Source organism: Cellulomonas sp. P4_H12 (assembly GCF_056400905.1).
In genome coordinates this window covers 25390-41217 of sequence record NZ_JBFUKJ010000017.1, presented here as the reverse complement: position 1 = coordinate 41217, position 15828 = coordinate 25390, and the positions used below count along the sequence as shown (strand labels likewise).

Below are 15828 nucleotides of genomic sequence, written 5' to 3'. Positions count from 1 at the left end.
TAACCCGCCGCTGCCGCGTCGGCTGCGGGGGAGGTGCGCGTCACACCGTGGCGACGGCCGGTCGGACCTCGATGATCGGGACGAGGGTCTCGACGAGGTGCGCGCGCACCAGGGGAGTGACCTCGGCGATGGTCACGCGTCGGCCCGTCTCGACCGACAGCGACGTCACGTCGGCGTCGGTGATGCCGCACGGCACGATGCGGTCGAAGGCGGCCAGGTCCGGCTCGCAGTTGAGCGCGAACCCGTGCATGGTGACGCCGCGGGAGACCCGCACGCCGATCGCGGCGACCTTGCGCTCGCGACGACGGTCGTCGGCCGCGAACCAGACCCCGCTGCGCCCCTCGACCCGGATCGCGGTGAGGCCGAGGTCGGCGCACGTACGGATCAGCGCCTCCTCGAGCGCCCGCACGTAGCGCACGACGTCGATGGGCGTCGCCAGCTTGACGATCGGGTAGCCCACCAGCTGTCCCGGTCCGTGCCACGTGATGCGACCCCCGCGGTCGACGTCGACCACCGGGGTGCCGTCGACGGGCCGGTCCCAGGACGCCGTCCGGCGGCCCGCGGTGTACACGTCCTCGTGCTCGCACAGGAGCACGACGTCTTCGTGGGTGCCGTCGGCGACGGCGGCGAGGACCTCGCGCTGCAGCTGCCACGTGGGCTCGTAGGGGAGCAGACGCGTGCCGAGGTCGAGCTCGTCGAACCGCATGCCCGTCAGGCTAACCCGCGTCCGCGGCGGGACGGGCCACGAGGGCGAGGAGCCCGCGCAGCTGCTCCGTCTGCTCGTCGGTCAGCCCCCGCGTGACCAGCTCCTCGGCGAACTCGCGGTCCGACGCCACGGCGAGGGCGCCTCGGCCGGCGTCGGTGATCGCGATGACGTGGCGACGGCGGTCGGCCTCGTGCGGCGTGCGCGTGATGTAGCCGGTGCGCTCCATCCGGGACAGGACGCGGCTCATGGTCTGCTCCGTCACGCCGCAGGCGGCGGCGAGCTCGCGCTGGGACATCGACGAGCGCACCAGGTGGACCAGCACCGGCAGGCTGGCGTGGTTGAGGTCCCAGGCGGCCAGGTGCGCGTTCCAGTCCCGCTCGACGCGTCGGGACGCCGCGGACAGGAGCCGTCCGACGGGCCAGTGCGCGGGGTCGGGCGAAGCCGGGTCGAGCGTCTCCGCCGGCTCGTCCTCGTGCTCCATGATCCCGCCTCCATTTGCTCTTCGGAGGATCGTCGCCAATGATACTCAGCATGCTGAGTAATCGCCGCTCGACGATCGTCCGCGCCGTGCTCGTCGGCGTCGCCCTGGTGGTCTGGCTGGGCATCGGGTCGGTGGGCGGGATGGCTCAGGGCAAGCTGTCCCAGGTCCAGACCAACGACGCCTCGGCATTCCTGCCCTCGTCGGCCGAGTCCACCCAGGCCGCAGAGGAGAGCAAGGGCTTCGTCGACACGGAGACCCTACCGGCGCTCGTCGTGCTGGAGCCGGAGGACGGCGGCGACGTCACCCCGGAGCAGCTGGCGGCGGTCCAGCAGTGGGCGGAGGGGGTGCCCGACCAGGCGCTGCCGGCGGGGAACGAGGGCACCTGGTCCGACTACCTCGTCGGAGAACCGGCCGTGGTCCCGTCCGAGGACGGGCAGGCGCTGCTGGTCGCGTTCTCGCTGGACGCTGCGAAGGCGGACCAGCTGCTGGCCGACGACGAGGGCGTGACCGACTCGTTCGTGCTCGCGCTGCGGGAGTCCCTGGAGGAGGACCTCGGTGCGACGGCGACGTCCGCCGGCGAGCTGGGCCTGCACGCCTGGGTCACCGGACCGGCGGGGTTCGTCGCCGACCTGGTCACGGCCTTCGGCGGCATCGACGGCGTGCTCCTGCTGGTCGCGCTCGGTGCGGTCCTGCTGATCCTCGCGATCGTCTACCGCTCGCCGTTCCTGCCGTTCGTGGTCATCTTCACGGCGGTGTTCGCCCTGTGCCTGGCCGGCCTGGTGGTCTATCACCTCGCCAAGAACGGCACGATCGTCCTCAACGGCCAGTCCCAGGGGATCCTCTCGATCCTCGTGGTCGGCGCATCGGTCGACTACGCCCTGCTGCTGGTCGCGCGGTACCGGGAGGAGCTCCACCACGTCGAGCACCCCGCCGCCGCCATGCGCCGCGCGCTGCGGGCGTGCGTCGAGCCCATCGCCGCCAGCGCGGGCACGGTCATCGCCGGCGTCCTGTGCCTGCTGCTGTCCGACCTCGGCTCCAACCGCAGCCTCGGGCCCGTCGCGGCCATCGGCATCGCGTCGGCGCTGCTCGGCGCCCTCACGCTCCTGCCGGCCCTGCTCCTCGTCTTCGGCAAGCACTCGCGCGTCCTGTTCTGGCCGCGCGCGCCGCGGCCCGACGCGGTCGACGCCGCCGTCGTGGACCCGGCGCAGGGCACCGGGGTCTGGGCGCGGCTCGCGCGGTTCGTCGGCCGGAGGGACCGCGCGGTGTGGATCCTCACCGCCGTCGCGCTGTGCATCGGTGCGGCGTTCCTGCCCACGCTCAACGCGTCCGGGACCAGCCAGGTCGACATCTTCCTCACCGACGTGGACGCGGTCAGCGGCGAGGCGGTGCTGACCGAGCACTTCCCGGCCGGCGCGGTGCAGCCCGCGATCGTCATCGTCGACGAGGCGGACGTCGACGCCGTCACCACCGCGGCCGAGGGGGTCGAGGGCGTGGACGCCGTCGTGCCGTACACCGGGGCGCCGGCGGGAGCGGGTGCCCCGGCGACGGACGCGCCGCCGATCGTGGTCGACGGGCGCGTGCGGCTCGACGTCACGACGACGGCCTCGGCCGACACCCAGGCGGCCGTCGCGACCGTCGAGGACCTGCGCGCCGCCGTGCACGAGGTCAGCCCCACCGCCGTCGTCGGCGGAGCCGCCGCGCAGACGTTGGACACCCAGCTGGCCAGCGAGCGGGACCTCCGGGTGATCGTCCCGGTCGTGCTGCTGGTGATCGGGCTGATCCTCATGTTCCTGCTGCGGTCGGTCGTCGCGGCCGCGCTGCTGCTCGTCGCCAACGTGCTGTCCTTCGCGGCGGCGCTCGGCGTGGCCGCGATCTTCTTCAACCACGTGTTCGGGTTCGCGGGCGCGGACCCCGTCGTGCCGCTGTTCGCCTTCGTGTTCCTCGTGGCGCTCGGGGTCGACTACTCGATCTTCCTCATGACCCGCGTGCGTGAGGAGTCCGCGCAGGTCGGGACGCGCGCAGGCGTGGTGCGGGGCCTGGCGGTCACCGGCGGCGTCATCACCTCGGCGGGCGTGGTGCTGGCCACCACCTTCGCGGCGCTGGGCGTCATCCCGCTGCTGTTCCTCGCGCAGATCGCGTTCATCGTCGCGTTCGGCGTGCTGCTGGACACCCTCGTGGTCCGGAGCCTGCTGGTGCCCGCCCTCGTGCACGACCTGGGGCGCCGCACCTGGTGGCCGAGCGCGCTCGGGCGCAGGGACGGTGCGACCGCCGACCTAGAGTGAGCCGCATGGAGTCGCTGCGGGTCGGGCTGGTCGGGTACGGCGGAGCGGGCCGGGGGATCCACGCCCGGCTGCTGCGCGAGGCGGGGCAGCGCGTCACCACGGTCGTCACGCGGAGCCGGGCGACCCAGGTGGAGCAGGACTGGCCGGGCGCAGCGGTCGTGCCCGACGTCGACGGGCTCCTCGCGCGGGCCGACGAGCTCGACCTCGTCGTCGTCGCGAGCCCCACCGGCGAGCACGTGGCGCACGTGAGCGCCGCGCTGGACGCCGGCCTGCACGTGCTCGTCGACAAGCCGCTGGCCACCAGCGCCGCCGACGCGCAGGCGCTGGCCGACCGCGCGGACGGCCGGCTCACCGTCTTCCAGAACCGGCGGTGGGACAGCGAGCAGCTCACACTGCTGGGTCTCCTGGCGAGCGGAGAGCTGGGGGCGGTGCACCGGTTCGAGCGACGCTGGGAGAGGTTCCGCCCGGTGCCGCAGGACCGTTGGAAGGAGAACGACCCGGAGTCCGGCGGGCTCCTGCTCGACCTCGGCGCGCACCTGGTCGACTCCGCCGTGCAGCTCTTCGGACCCGTCGCGCAGGTCTACGCCGAGCTGCACGCGCGCACGACGCCCGCGACCGACGACGTGTTCCTCGCGCTCGTGCACGCGCGGGACGGCGTCGTGAGCCACCTCCAGGCCGGTGCCGTCGTCGGCGCCCCCGGACCCCGCACCCGCGTGCTGGGCGACGGCGGCGCGTTCCTGGTCACCAGCTTCGAGGGGGAACCGACGCCGTTCGCCGCGCTCGACGACGCGTACGAGGAGACCCGCCGCCCCGGCGAGCCGGTGCACGAGGGGTGGCTGGTGCGCGGCGCGGAGCGCACCCCCGTGCCCCGCGCGCCCGGCGGCCACGTCGACCTGTACCGCGCCGTCGTGCGGTGGGTGCTCGACGGCGGCCCCCCGCCCGTCGACCCCGCCGACGCGGCGCGGACCGCACGCGTGCTCGACGCCGCCCAGGTGTCCGCCGCCGAGCGTCGGGTCGTCCTGCTCGACTGAGGCGTCCGCCGCCTGTGGACGACGGCCGACGCGCGGGTCCGGATCGGTCTTGGATGACCGGCATGGACGCGTTCCTCGTGCCGGCCGACGTCGAGACCGTGCTCGCCCAGGTCGGGTTCCGGCCGGTCGACACGGCCGGCGAGGGCTGGCTGGCGGTGGCTCTCGACGGATCCGACCGGCGGCTCGAGCTCCACGTCGTGCCCGCCGTGCTCGACGAGCTCCTCTCTGCCCGGGTCGCTCGGCTGCGTGCGCTGCGGCACGAGCACCTCGCGCAGGTGCTCGACGTCGTCGAGCTCTCACCCGGCCGGCTGGGGCTCGTCGTCGAGCACGTACCCGGCCTGTCCCTCGCGCAGGTCCGCGCGGCGCGCGCTCCGCTGAGCGACGGCGAGGCGGCCACGGTGGCGATCCCCGTCGCGGGCGCGCTGGGGGCCCTGCACGACGCCGGCATGGCCCACGGTGCCGTGTCGGCGTCGGCCGTCGTCGTGCGCCCCGACGGCCGGCCGGTGCTCACCGACCTGCGCGGCGCGATCCTGGCGGCCGGTGACCCGGAAGCCGACGTGCGGCGCCTGATCACCACGATCCTCGCGGTGCTGCCCTGGCAGGACGTCGACCTCGTGCCCGACGCGCCGGCGCTCCGGGAGGCGCTGGCGGAGCTGCTGCGGGTGCCGGGCATCGAGGCCGGTCGCGTGGTGGACCGCTGCTTCCGGATCACGGAGCCAGAACCCGTCCGACTGCCCGACGCCGGCGCGCTGGCCTCCTCGGCCCTGGCGGCCGGTGCGCGGCGCGAGCCCGCGACCTCCCGCGGTGCGCGTCACGCGGCGCGAGCTCGTCGTCGCCGGGCGTCGCGGGTCGGCCTCGCGGCCGTGGCGCTCGCCGGTGTGCTGTCGGCAGCTGCCGTCGCGCAGGGGCTTCTGGCCGCAGCGCCGGTCGATGTTGTGCGGGACCGCGACGAGCCGGTGGCGGCCGCCGCCGAGCTCAGCAGCCGACGAGCGGCGGCGGTGGGCGCCGCCGACCCGACGGCGCTGGAGGCGGCCGAGGTACTCGGTGGCCCCGCGCACACGGCGGACGCGCGGCTCCTGGCCGGCCGCGCCGGGCAGCGCGTGGACGGGCTCGCGGTCGAGGTGCACGACGCGTGGCTCGTGGCGGGCGACGGGAGCCGCGGCACCACGGACGTCGCGGTGACCTCCGTGACGTCCATGCCGTCGCAGACGCCCGCGCCACCGGCCCGCACGGTCGTGCTCGGCCTGCGCTGGACCGACGACGGCTGGCGGGTCTGGGACGTCGCCGACGGGTGAGCTCAGCCCGCAGCCACCCACGCGGCAGCGGTGGCAAGGTCGCCGTGCACGGGGACGAAGCCGCTGGCGTCCAGCACGGCCGGGATCGCGCGGATCGACCCGAGCACCTCGGACGAGAAGTCGCCGAGCACCGTCCGCAGCGCGAAGGCCGGCACCGGGACCGCCGCCGGCCGGTGGAAGGCCGCGGCCAGGGCGGCGACCACCTCGGCGTTGCGCGCGGGGGCGGTGACGAGGTTGACCGGCCCGTGCACGTCGGCCGTGAGGAGGTGCTCGATCGCCCGGACCTCGTCCAGCAGCGTGATCCACGGCCAGAACTGCCGGCCCGACCCCAGCCGGCCGCCGACGCCGGCCTTGATGACCGGGAGCAGGGGTCCCAGCGCGCCGCCGCCCTGCCCCAGCACGATTCCCGTGCGCAGGCGCACGACCCGGACGCCGGCGTCGGCGGCGGGCGTCGTCGCCGCCTCCCACTGCCGCACGACGTTCGCGAAGAAGGTCGTGCCGATCGGCTCGTCCTCGTCGAGCACGTCCTCGCCCCGGGAGCCGTACGCGCCGATCCCCGAGGCCTGCAGCAGCACCTGCGGCCCGTCGTCGAGCTCGGCGAGCGTCCGCGCCAGCAGGCGGGTGGTCAGCACGCGCGACGACAGGACCTCGCGCTTGCGGGCCGCGGTCAACGGCCTCGACCCGGGGTTGACGCCCGCAAGGTTGATGACCGCGTCGGCGCCCGCGATCGCGCCCCGGTCCAGCCGCCCCTCGGTCGGGTCCCACGCGACCTCGTGGGCACCCCGCGCGTCGCCGCGCACCAGGACCGTGACCTCGTGGCCGGCGTCCCGCAGGTGCGGGACGAGCCTGCTGCCGATGAACCCGTGCGACCCCGCGATGACGACCTGCATGCCGTCACCCTACGGTCGCGCGGTCCGGCCGACATGTCGACGGCCCGGCACCCCGTGTGGGGCGCCGGGCCGTCGGCCGGTCAGGTGCGGCCGTGCGTCAGAGGCCGACCTCGGACTCGAACGCGCCCTCCTCGATACGGGCCTTGACCGCGCTCAGGTACCGCGAGGCGTCGGCCCCGTCGACCAGGCGGTGGTCGTAGGACAGGGACAGGTAGCACATCGAGCGGATGGCGATGACCTCGGCGCCGTCCGCGTCCTGGATGACGACCGGGCGCTTGACGATCGCGCCGGTGCCGAGGATCGCGGAAGTGCCGCCGGGGACGATCGGGGTGTCGATGATCGCGCCGCCCGAACCCGTGTTGGTCACCGTGAACGTGGCGCCGCTGAGCTCGTCGGGCGTGACCTTGTTCTGGCGGGTGCGACCGGCCAGGTCCACGATCTTGCGCGAGATGCCGGCGAGGTTCAGGTCGCCCGCGTCACGGATCACGGGGACGAGGAGGCCCTTCTCGGTGTCGACGGCGATGCCGACGTTCTCCTGTGCGTGGTACGTGATCTGGTTGCCCTCGAGCACGCCGTTGATCTTCGGGAACGCCTTGAGCGCCTCGACCGCGGCGAGGACGAAGAACGGCAGGAACGTCAGGTTGACGCCCTCGCGTGCCTTGAAGTCCTCCTTCGCCTTCGCACGGAGCCGCGCGACCTTGGTGACGTCCACCTCGACCACCGTGGTGAGCTGCGCCTGAGAGTGCAGGGCGTCGACCATGCGCTCGGCGATGATCTGGCGCAGCCGGCTGGCCTTCTCGGTGGTGCCGCGAAGGGGCGAGACCGCCGGGACGGCCGCAGCCTTCGGTGCGGCGGCGGGCGCCGCAGCCGGCTGGGCCTTGGCGGCCTCGGCGGCGGCCTTCTCGGACTCGGCCTTCGCCGCGGCGTCGAGCACGTCCTCCTTGCGGATGCGGCCGCCGACGCCGGTGCCGACGAGTGCGGCGACGTCGACACCCTTCTCGGCCGCGAGCTTGCGGACGAGCGGGGTGAGGTACGTGCCGGACGCGGCGGGAGCCGGGGCGGCTGCCGGGGCGGGCGTGGCGGGCACGGGTGCCGGCGTCGGCGTAGCCGGGACGGGCGTCGGGGTGGCGACCGGCGCGGGAGCGGCCGCGGCCGACTCCTGCTCGGCGGCGGGCTCCGGAGCGCTCTGCGGCTCCGGGGCCTTCTGCTCGGTCTCGGGCACCTTCTCCTCGGGAGCGGCAGCGGCGGGCGCCGCCCCGGAGCCGATGACCGCGAGGACGGCGCCGACCTCGACGGTCTCGTCCTCCTGCACCAGGATCTGCTGCAGCGTGCCGGCGAACGGCGACGGGATCTCGGTGTCGACCTTGTCCGTCGAGATCTCGAGCAGCGGCTCGTCCACGGCGACCTCGTCGCCCACGGCCTTCAGCCAGCGGGTGACGGTGCCCTCGGTGACGGACTCGCCGAGCGCGGGGAGCGTGACGTTCTCGCTGGCGCCACCGTCGTCCGACGCTGCCGCCGGCGCGGGCTGCGCCGGGGCGGGCTCCTCGTGCGACTCGACCGACTGCTCGGCCGGGGAGGCCTCGGCGGCCGACTCCTCGGCGGGAGCCTGCTCGGCGGCGGGCTCCTCAGCAGCGGGCTCGTCGGCAGCCGGAGCGGCCTCGCCCCCGCCGGAGGAGGACTGGCCGGACCCGATCACGGCGAGGGTGGCGCCGACCTCGACGGTCTCGTCCTCCTGCACCAGGATCTGCTCGAGCACGCCGGCGAACGGCGACGGGATCTCGGTGTCGACCTTGTCGGTCGAGATCTCGAGCAGGGGCTCGTCGACCTCCACCGTGTCGCCCACGTTCTTCAGCCAGCGGGTGACGGTCCCCTCGGTGACGGACTCACCGAGTGCGGGCAGCTGCACGTTGTCGGACATGACCGCTCGTGTCTCCTTCGATCCGTAGGTCAGTTGTGGGCGTGCAGCGGCTTGCCGGCGAGCGCGAGGTGCGCTTCCCCGAGGGCCTCGTTCTGCGTGGGGTGGGCGTGCACGAGGGACGCGACGTCCTCGGGGTAGGCCTCCCAGTTGACGATGAGCTGGCCCTCGCCGATGAGCTCGCCGACGCGCGCACCGATCATGTGGACGCCGACCACCGGGCCGTCCTTCTGGCGCACGAGCTTGACGAACCCCTGCGTGCCGAGGATCTGGCTCTTGCCGTTGCCACCCAGGTTGTACTCGAGCGTCTCGACGCCGTCCGCACCGTGGACCTCCTTGGCGCGCGCCTCCGTGAGGCCGACCGAGGCGACCTCGGGCTCGGAGTAGGTCACGCGCGGGATGCCCGACTCGACGATGACGGCCGGGTTGAGGCCGGCGATCTCCTCGGCGACGAAGATGCCCTGCGCGAAGCCACGGTGGGCGAGCTGCAGGCCGGGGACGATGTCGCCGACCGCGTGGATGTTGGCGACGCCGGTGTGCAGGCGCTCGTCGGTGATGACGAACCCGCGGTCGAGCGTGATGCCCTGCTCCTCGTAGCCGACGCCCGAGGTGCGCGGCCCGCGGCCGACGGCGACGAGCAGGAGGTCGGCGTCGAACGTCTTGCCGTCCTCGAGCGTGACGTGCACGCCGTTGTCGTCCTGCGTGACGCCGGAGAAGCGGACGCCCAGGTTGAAGTTGATGCCGCGCTTGCGGAACGCGCGCTCGAACGCCTTGGACAGCGCCTCGTCCTCGTTGGCGACCAGGTGGGGGAGCGCCTCGATGATGGTGACGTCGGCGCCGAACGACTTCCAGACGCTGGCGAACTCGGAGCCGATGACGCCGCCGCCGAGCACGATCACGGACTTCGGCACCCAGTCGAGCTGCAGCGCCTGGTCGGACGTGACGACCCGGCCGCCGATCTCGAGACCGGGCAGGGACCGCGCGTACGAGCCGGTGGCCAGCACGATGTGCTCGCCGGTGATGCGCTCGCCGTTCACCTCGACGGCGTCCGGGCCGACGAGCTTGCCGTAGCCCTCGAAGACGGTGATCTTGCGCGACTTCACCAGGCCCTGGAGGCCCTTGTACAGGCGGCCGATCACCGAGGACTTGTACTCGTTCACACCGTTCATGTCGATGTGGTCGAGGCTCGTGTGGACGCCGAACTTGGCGCCCTCGCGGGCGTTGTCCGCCAGCTCGGCGGCGTGCAGCAGCGCCTTGGTGGGGATGCATCCGTAGTGCAGGCAGGTGCCGCCGACCTTGTCAGCCTCGATCAGGGCGACGGTCTTGCCCAGCTGTGCGGCGCGCAGCGCGGCGGCGTAGCCACCACTGCCTCCGCCCAGGACGACGATGTCGAAAGCGGTGCCGTTCGTGTCGGCCACGTGCAGACTCCTCATACGCAGACTTGGTGGTCTCGAGCTCGCCGACCATCCTGTCATCCCCGCAGGCCTGGAACGACCTGGACGACGCGCGCGACCATGTGATGAGCAGAACAGTCGTCCCATGACTGCTGTTCCGTCTCGCGCATCACACCCCGCGGACCGACAGGCTCGCAGGTTACTCTCGTGCGCCATGGGCCTGTTCTCGCGCCGCAAGCCGGCCGCTACCGACGCGCCGACGGACCGCGACGCGCGGGCGGCGACGCTCGCGCACCTCAAGGACTTCGTCGCCACGCGGGTCGGCGTGGAGGCCTACGTCGAGCCCCGGACCAACGACACCCCGACGACGATGATGCTCGTCGCGACGGACGGCGAGTGGACCCGGCGCCGCGTGCCGGACCCCGCGACCGCCTGGCAGCTCGCGCGCGACATGGGCATCCCCGTCTACGACGTCCAGCGGACCGGCTACCCCCAGCGCGTTCGCGACTGGAACTCGCGGCAGCGGCTGGCCGGCAGGCGCAAGCATCCCTAGCAGCAGTCGCCCTCCGCATGGGAGCCGACCGGCGTGACGCCGGGCCGCGTCCACTGGGGGATCGGTCGTCCGTCGCGGCGGAACCAGCTCTGCGTCGGGTCCTGCGGCCAGCCCTCCGGGGAGTCCTCCCACTCCTCCTGGCGGCCGTACACGGTCAGGTCGAGCAGCTGGAGCGCGGGCATCATGGCCTCGCAGCCGCGCCCGTCGGTCTCGTAGGTCTGGAAGACCCGGTCCCCGACGCGTAGGTAGGCGGTGATCCAGCCGTCGGAGATGCCGGGGGAGTCGACGCCGTCCACCGAGTACCACGGTGCCCGGTAGCCCATGAACTCGCGGTAGGGCGCGAACTCGTCGGACGGACCCTCGCACCAGACGGCGAACGTGACCCCGCGGGCCTCGAGGTAGGTGGCGTCCTGGAAGTTCCACACGGTCGCCGTGCAGCCCCGGCACTGGTCCTCGAAGCCCCGGCCGCGGTGCCACATGTGCTTGCAGACCAGGAGCTGGTCACGCCCCTCGAACACGTCGAGCAGCGGCGTCGGGCCGCCCGCGCCGGTCAGCCGGACGCCCGCGTCGACCTCGACCATCGGCAGCCGCCGACGCTCGGCCGCCAGGGTGCTGCCCGCGCGGGTGTGGGCCTTCTCGCGGACCAGCAGGTCGGCGCGCTCGCGCAGCCAGGTCGTGCGGTCGACGATGGGGGGCGTGGCGGTCATGGGAGCTCCTTCGGAGAGACGAGGATCGGTCGCCGTACTGACGAGCCAGCCCGCGAACGTCATCGGTGGGGCGTCAGCGCGGGACCCGCAGGGCGCGTGGCTCGAGGACGCGTTCGCCGCCCACCGGCGGGAGCTGCGCGCGCACGGCTACCGGCTCGCCGGCAACGTCGCGGATGCGGATGACCTCGTCCAGGAGACGTTCCTGCGCGCCTGGCGCGGCCGCGACCGCTTCGAGGGCCGCGCCTCCGTGCGGACGTGGCTGTACCGCATCGCGACGAACGTGTGGCTCGACAGCCAGAAGGCGGCCGGGCGTCGGACGGTGCCCGTCGGCGAGGCCCTGGAGCTGAGCACAAAGATCGGCCCGTACCCCGACACGGAGGCCGAGGCCGACGAGCTGGTGGAGCTCGCGCTCATCGCGGCCCTGTGGCATCTGCCGCCGCGGCAGCGGGCCGCGTTCGTGCTGCGCGACGTCAGCGGCTGGACACCGGCGGAGATCGCCGACGCCCTCGGCGTGCCGCTCCCGGCGGCGAACAGCCTGGTCCAGCGTGCGCGGGCCACGATCCGGCGGCACGCGCCCGCCGACCCGCGCGAGTGGCGCCGACCGGCGCTCACGGCGCAGGACGAGGACGTCCTGCGGCGCTACGCGGGCGCGTCCGACGCCGAGGCGTTCCGGATGCTGCTCGCCGACGACGTGCGGATCACGATGCCGCCCGACGCCCCCGTGGTCGGCCCCGGTGCGGTGAGCGAGTTCCTGGCCCGGCCGCTGGACTGGCGGACCGTCGCGACCAGCGCCAACGGCCGCCCGGCGCTGGTGAACTACCTGCGCCTGCCCGGCGGGGCGCAGCACGAGGCGCTGGTGGTCGACGTCCTGCGTGTGGTCGACGGGCGCATCGCCGAGATCAACGCCTTCGTGGGCGCCCACCACGTCGCTGCGCTCGGCCTGCCCCTCGCGCTCGAGCCCTGAGGGGTCAGGCCGCCGGCGCGCGCCCCTCGAGGAGCGCGAGCAGCGTGCGGACGCCGACACCGGTGCCGCCGACGGGTGTGTACCCGTGCGCCGAGCGCTCGTTGTAGGCCGGCCCCGCGATGTCGAGGTGCGCCCACGGGGTCTGCCCGACGAACTCCTGCAGGAAGATCCCCGCGGTGAGCATGCCGCCGAACCGGTCGCCGATGTTCGCGAGGTCGGCGACCTTCGACTTGAGCCCCGCCTTGAGGTCCGCGGGCAGGGGCATCGGCCAGAACAGCTCCCCGCTCGTCTCCGCGGCGGCGACGACCTCGCCGCGCACGTCGTCCGTGCCCATCACGGCGGACACGCGGTGGCCGAGCGCGACCAGCTGCGCGCCGGTGAGGGTGGCGATGTCGATGACGACGTCCGGCTTCTCCTCGACGGCGGCCACGAGCCCGTCGGCCATGACCAGGCGGCCCTCGGCGTCGGTGTTGAGCACCTCGACCGTCTTGCCGCCGCGGATGGTCAGCACGTCGGACGGCCGCTGGGCGGTGCCGGACGGCATGTTCTCCGCGAGGCACAGCCAGCCGGTCACGGCGACCGGGAGCTCGAGCCGGGCCGCGGCGAGCACCGTGTGCAGCACCGCGGCGGCACCGGCCATGTCGGACTTCATGGCCTCCATGCCGGCGGCGGGCTTGATCGAGATGCCGCCCGAGTCGAACGTGATGCCCTTGCCCACGAGCGCGACCTTGGCCTTCGGTCGGGACGGCGTGTACGCCACCTTGACCAGGCGGGGGCCGCGCACGGAGCCCTGCCCGACGCCGATGAGGCCCCCGTACCCGCCGGCCGCGAGCGCCTTGTCGTCGAGCACGGTGACCTTGAGCCCCTTGGCACCGGCGTCCTTCGCCGCCGTCTTCGCGATCTCCGCGAACGCCGCCGGGTACAGGTCGTTGGGCGCCGCGTTCACCAGGTCGCGGGTGCCGTGCACGGCGGCGGCGACGATCTCGGCGCGGGCGACGGCAGCCGTGGCGGCCCGGTCGCGCGGGTGGGCGGTGACGAGCTGGAGGACGCTCACGGGCGCCTGCTTCGCCGCCTCGGACGCCCGGTAGCGGGTGTAGGAGTAGGCGCCGAACAGGGCGCCCTCCGCGACGGCGGCGACGGACGCGGTGTCGTCGGCCGGCAGCGCGAGGCCGACGCGCGCGGTGCCGGCGAGCTCCCGCGTGGCGGCACCGGCGGCCCGGCGCAGCGCCTCGGGCGTGACCTTGTCGGCGGGGCCGACGCCGGTGAGCACGACGACGGTGGCGACCAGCCCGGTACCGGGCAGGCGGCGGACCTCGTCGGCCGCACCGGTGATGCCGAGCGCGGCGGCGTCGGCCAGCACGGCGCGCAGGTCCTTGGGCAGGCGCTCGGCGCCGAGGACGACGGGCGCTCCGTCCTGCTGGGCGACCGCGACGACCAGGGCGTCGACGGCGAGGCGGGCAGGGTCCTGGGAGGTCAGCGTCAGGGTCACCGCTCGATGATAGATCCGGACGGTGGACGGTCGGCGCGGCCCCCGCCGGTACGGTGGGGCACCGTGATCGTCCCCCTCGCCCTCCTCGTGGCCGCGCTGTGCCTCGCGCTCGCGGGCTGGGCGCTCTGGTTCGTCGTCCGGGACCGCGCGGTGGTCCTGCGCCAGCTGTGGGGCGGCGCGGTCGTCGAGGCGGTCCTCGTGGTGCAGGCCGTCGTCGCCGGCGTGCTGGCCGCGACCGGTAGCCCCGACGTCGACGGCGTGCTCCTGTGGGGGTACGTGCTGACGCAGCTGCTCATCCTGCCGATCGCCGCCGCGTGGGCGTTCGCCGAGCGCACGCGCTGGAGCTCGGTGGTCCTGCTCGTCGCCGCGCTGACCGTCGCCTTCCTCGAACTCCGACTGCTCCAGATCTGGGGGACCGTGTGACCGATCGACAGGTAGCACACCGACCAACGGGGAGCGGGCCCGGCCGCCTCCTGGTCGCCGTCTACGGGATCCTCGCGCTGGCCGCGACCGCCCGGGGCATCTACCAGGTGGCGACCAAGCTCGACGAGGCGCCCGTCGCGTACCTGCTCTCGCTCGCGGCGGGGCTGGTCTACATCGTCGCGACGGTCGCGCTGGCCACCGACCGGCGGCGGCTCGCCTGGTGGGCCGTGACCATCGAGCTGGTCGGCGTGCTCACCGTCGGCGTCCTCTCGCTGGTCGACGTGGGCGAGTTCCCCGACGAGACCGTGTGGTCGGCGTTCGGCCAGGGCTACGGCTACATCCCGCTGGTGCTGCCGTTCCTCGGGCTGCTCTGGCTGTGGCGCACGGGCCGCTCCCGCGCCGACGACCTAGGGTGAACAGCGTGTACCGCCTGCTGTTCGACCTCGTCTTCCGCCGCATGGATCCCGAGCGCGCGCACGAGGTCGCGTTCCGCCTGATCCGGGTGGTGGCCCAGGTCCCGGGCCTGCGCCAGGTCGTCGGCCGCGCGTTCGCCGCGTCCGACCGGGGCGCGGTCCACGTCTGGGGTCGGCGCTTCCCGTCGCGCTTCGGCCTCGCCGCAGGCTTCGACAAGAACGCGCTCGGGGTCGCCGGCCTCACCATGCTCGGGTTCGGCTTCGTCGAGGTGGGGACCGTCACCGCGCACGCCCAGCCTGGCAACGAGCCGCCGCGGCTCTGGCGGGTGCTGGACCAGCGCGCCCTGCGCAACCGGATGGGCTTCAACAACGAGGGCTCGCAGGCCGTGGCGGCGCGGCTGCGCAGGCTGCGCGCGACACCCGCCGGGCGTCGGCTCGTGGTCGGCGTGAACATCGGCAAGACGAAGGTGACGCCCGCGGAGCAGGCTCCCGTCGACTACGCCACCAGCGCCGGCCGGCTCGCCCCGTACGCCGACTACCTCGTCGTCAACGTGTCGTCGCCCAACACGCCGGGCCTGCGGGACCTGCAGTCGGTCGAGGCGCTGCGCCCGATCCTCGAGGCCACGCGCGTGGCGGCCGACGAGGCGACGGCGGCCGCCGGCCTCGCCCCGGTGCCCCTGCTGGTCAAGATCGCGCCGGACCTGTCCGACGACGACGTGGACGCGGTGGCCGAGCTCGCCGCCGAGCTCGGCCTGGACGGGATCGTCGCCGTGAACACCACCATCGGCCACGACCTCGGGCCTGGCGGGCTCTCGGGTCCGCCGGTGCTGGCGCGCGGGCTGGACGTCGTCGCCCGCCTGCGCAGCCGGCTCGGGCCCGACGCGGTCATCATCGGCGTCGGCGGCATCACCACACCCGCGGACGCCCGGGAGTACGTCGCCGTCGGCGCCACCCTCGTGCAGGGCTACACCGGGCTGATCTACGAGGGACCGGCCTACGCGTCGCGGATCACCCGGGCGCTCGCGGCCGACCAGGCGCTGCGCGGGACCCACCACCGGACGGCGGTCGGGTGATGGTGCTCCGGCCGCAGTGGGAGTGGCGGTTCGACGGGGCCGACGGCACGGTGCTCGACCGGCCCGTGAGCCCGGTCTTCACCACGCAGTACGACGCCGAGCAGTGGCTGGGCGAGCACTGGCGGACCCTCGCGGCGCAGGGCGTCCAGGCGGTCGGGCTGCTGCACGAGGGCCTGCAGGCGACCGCGACGCTGACGTTGCCCCTGATCTGA

16 protein-coding genes are annotated in these 15828 nt (G+C 74.1%); 9 read left to right on the top strand and 7 right to left on the bottom strand.

Annotation, left to right across the window (positions count from 1 at the left end; genetic code table 11):
* Positions 1-40 precede the first annotated feature (40 nt).
* On the bottom strand, positions 41-706 hold the full coding sequence (gene lipB / locus AC1DQC_RS11190; protein ID WP_477051309.1) for a lipoyl(octanoyl) transferase LipB: 666 nt from the start codon (positions 704-706) through the stop codon (positions 41-43).
* 10 nt (positions 707-716) lie between these two features.
* Positions 717-1187: a MarR family winged helix-turn-helix transcriptional regulator gene (locus AC1DQC_RS11185; protein ID WP_477051308.1), complete on the bottom strand. Its 471-nt coding sequence runs from the start codon at positions 1185-1187 to the stop codon at positions 717-719.
* Positions 1188-1237: 50 nt separating this feature from the next.
* On the opposite strand from AC1DQC_RS11185, the gene AC1DQC_RS11180 reads away from it, so the two are divergent.
* From AC1DQC_RS11180 to AC1DQC_RS11170, 3 genes are all read left to right on the top strand, one after another.
* Positions 1238-3469 (top strand): MMPL family transporter, encoded by a 2232-nt coding sequence (locus tag AC1DQC_RS11180; protein ID WP_477051307.1) that lies wholly within the window; start codon positions 1238-1240, stop codon positions 3467-3469.
* 5 nt (positions 3470-3474) lie between these two features.
* Positions 3475-4500, top strand: a complete 1026-nt coding sequence (locus tag AC1DQC_RS11175; RefSeq protein WP_477051306.1) for a Gfo/Idh/MocA family protein — start codon at positions 3475-3477, stop codon at positions 4498-4500.
* 62 nt (positions 4501-4562) lie between these two features.
* A complete protein-coding gene (locus AC1DQC_RS11170) occupies positions 4563-5795 on the top strand; it encodes a protein kinase family protein (RefSeq protein WP_477051305.1) in 1233 nt (410 codons plus the stop codon).
* Between the two features lie 2 nt (positions 5796-5797).
* On the opposite strand, the gene AC1DQC_RS11165 is transcribed toward AC1DQC_RS11170, so the two are convergent.
* From AC1DQC_RS11165 to lpdA, 3 genes are all read right to left on the bottom strand, one after another.
* Entirely contained in the window at positions 5798-6685 is an 888-nt protein-coding gene (locus AC1DQC_RS11165; RefSeq protein ID WP_477051304.1) for a TIGR01777 family oxidoreductase, read from the bottom strand.
* 97 nt (positions 6686-6782) lie between these two features.
* Positions 6783-8603, bottom strand: a complete 1821-nt coding sequence (sucB, locus tag AC1DQC_RS11160; RefSeq protein WP_477051303.1) for a 2-oxoglutarate dehydrogenase, E2 component, dihydrolipoamide succinyltransferase — start codon at positions 8601-8603, stop codon at positions 6783-6785.
* 29 nt (positions 8604-8632) lie between these two features.
* Entirely contained in the window at positions 8633-10018 is a 1386-nt protein-coding gene (lpdA, locus tag AC1DQC_RS11155) for a dihydrolipoyl dehydrogenase (RefSeq protein WP_477051302.1), read from the bottom strand.
* 190 nt (positions 10019-10208) lie between these two features.
* On the opposite strand from lpdA, the gene AC1DQC_RS11150 reads away from it, so the two are divergent.
* Entirely contained in the window at positions 10209-10547 is a 339-nt protein-coding gene (locus AC1DQC_RS11150) for an oxidoreductase (RefSeq protein WP_477051301.1), read from the top strand.
* On the opposite strand, the gene AC1DQC_RS11145 is transcribed toward AC1DQC_RS11150, so the two are convergent.
* On the bottom strand, positions 10544-11254 hold the full coding sequence (locus tag AC1DQC_RS11145; protein ID WP_477051300.1) for a DUF899 family protein: 711 nt from the start codon (positions 11252-11254) through the stop codon (positions 10544-10546). The two genes, AC1DQC_RS11150 and AC1DQC_RS11145, sit on opposite strands and share 4 nt — an antisense overlap.
* Here AC1DQC_RS11145 and AC1DQC_RS11140 point away from each other — a divergent pair.
* Positions 11253-12218: an RNA polymerase subunit sigma-70 gene (locus AC1DQC_RS11140; protein WP_477051299.1), complete on the top strand. Its 966-nt coding sequence runs from the start codon at positions 11253-11255 to the stop codon at positions 12216-12218. The genes AC1DQC_RS11145 and AC1DQC_RS11140 overlap by 2 nt on opposite strands.
* A 4-nt stretch (positions 12219-12222) precedes the next feature.
* On the opposite strand, the gene AC1DQC_RS11135 is transcribed toward AC1DQC_RS11140, so the two are convergent.
* Positions 12223-13707: a leucyl aminopeptidase gene (locus tag AC1DQC_RS11135; RefSeq protein WP_477051298.1), complete on the bottom strand. Its 1485-nt coding sequence runs from the start codon at positions 13705-13707 to the stop codon at positions 12223-12225.
* 63 nt (positions 13708-13770) lie between these two features.
* Between AC1DQC_RS11135 and AC1DQC_RS11130 the strand changes: the two genes are divergently transcribed.
* Genes AC1DQC_RS11130 through AC1DQC_RS11115 form a run of 4 tightly spaced genes read left to right on the top strand, consistent with a single transcriptional unit; the run spans position 13771 to position 15828 of the window.
* Positions 13771-14130 carry a hypothetical protein gene (locus AC1DQC_RS11130; RefSeq protein WP_477051297.1) on the top strand — a complete coding sequence of 120 codons (360 nt, stop codon included), beginning with the start codon at positions 13771-13773 and terminating at the stop codon, positions 14128-14130.
* Entirely contained in the window at positions 14127-14546 is a 420-nt protein-coding gene (locus AC1DQC_RS11125) for a hypothetical protein (RefSeq protein ID WP_477051296.1), read from the top strand. The genes AC1DQC_RS11130 and AC1DQC_RS11125 overlap by 4 nt, the downstream gene beginning before the upstream one ends.
* A 5-nt stretch (positions 14547-14551) precedes the next feature.
* Positions 14552-15616, top strand: a complete 1065-nt coding sequence (locus AC1DQC_RS11120) for a quinone-dependent dihydroorotate dehydrogenase (protein ID WP_477051295.1) — start codon at positions 14552-14554, stop codon at positions 15614-15616.
* Positions 15616-15828: a hypothetical protein gene (locus tag AC1DQC_RS11115; RefSeq protein ID WP_477051294.1), complete on the top strand. Its 213-nt coding sequence runs from the start codon at positions 15616-15618 to the stop codon at positions 15826-15828. The genes AC1DQC_RS11120 and AC1DQC_RS11115 overlap by 1 nt, the downstream gene beginning before the upstream one ends.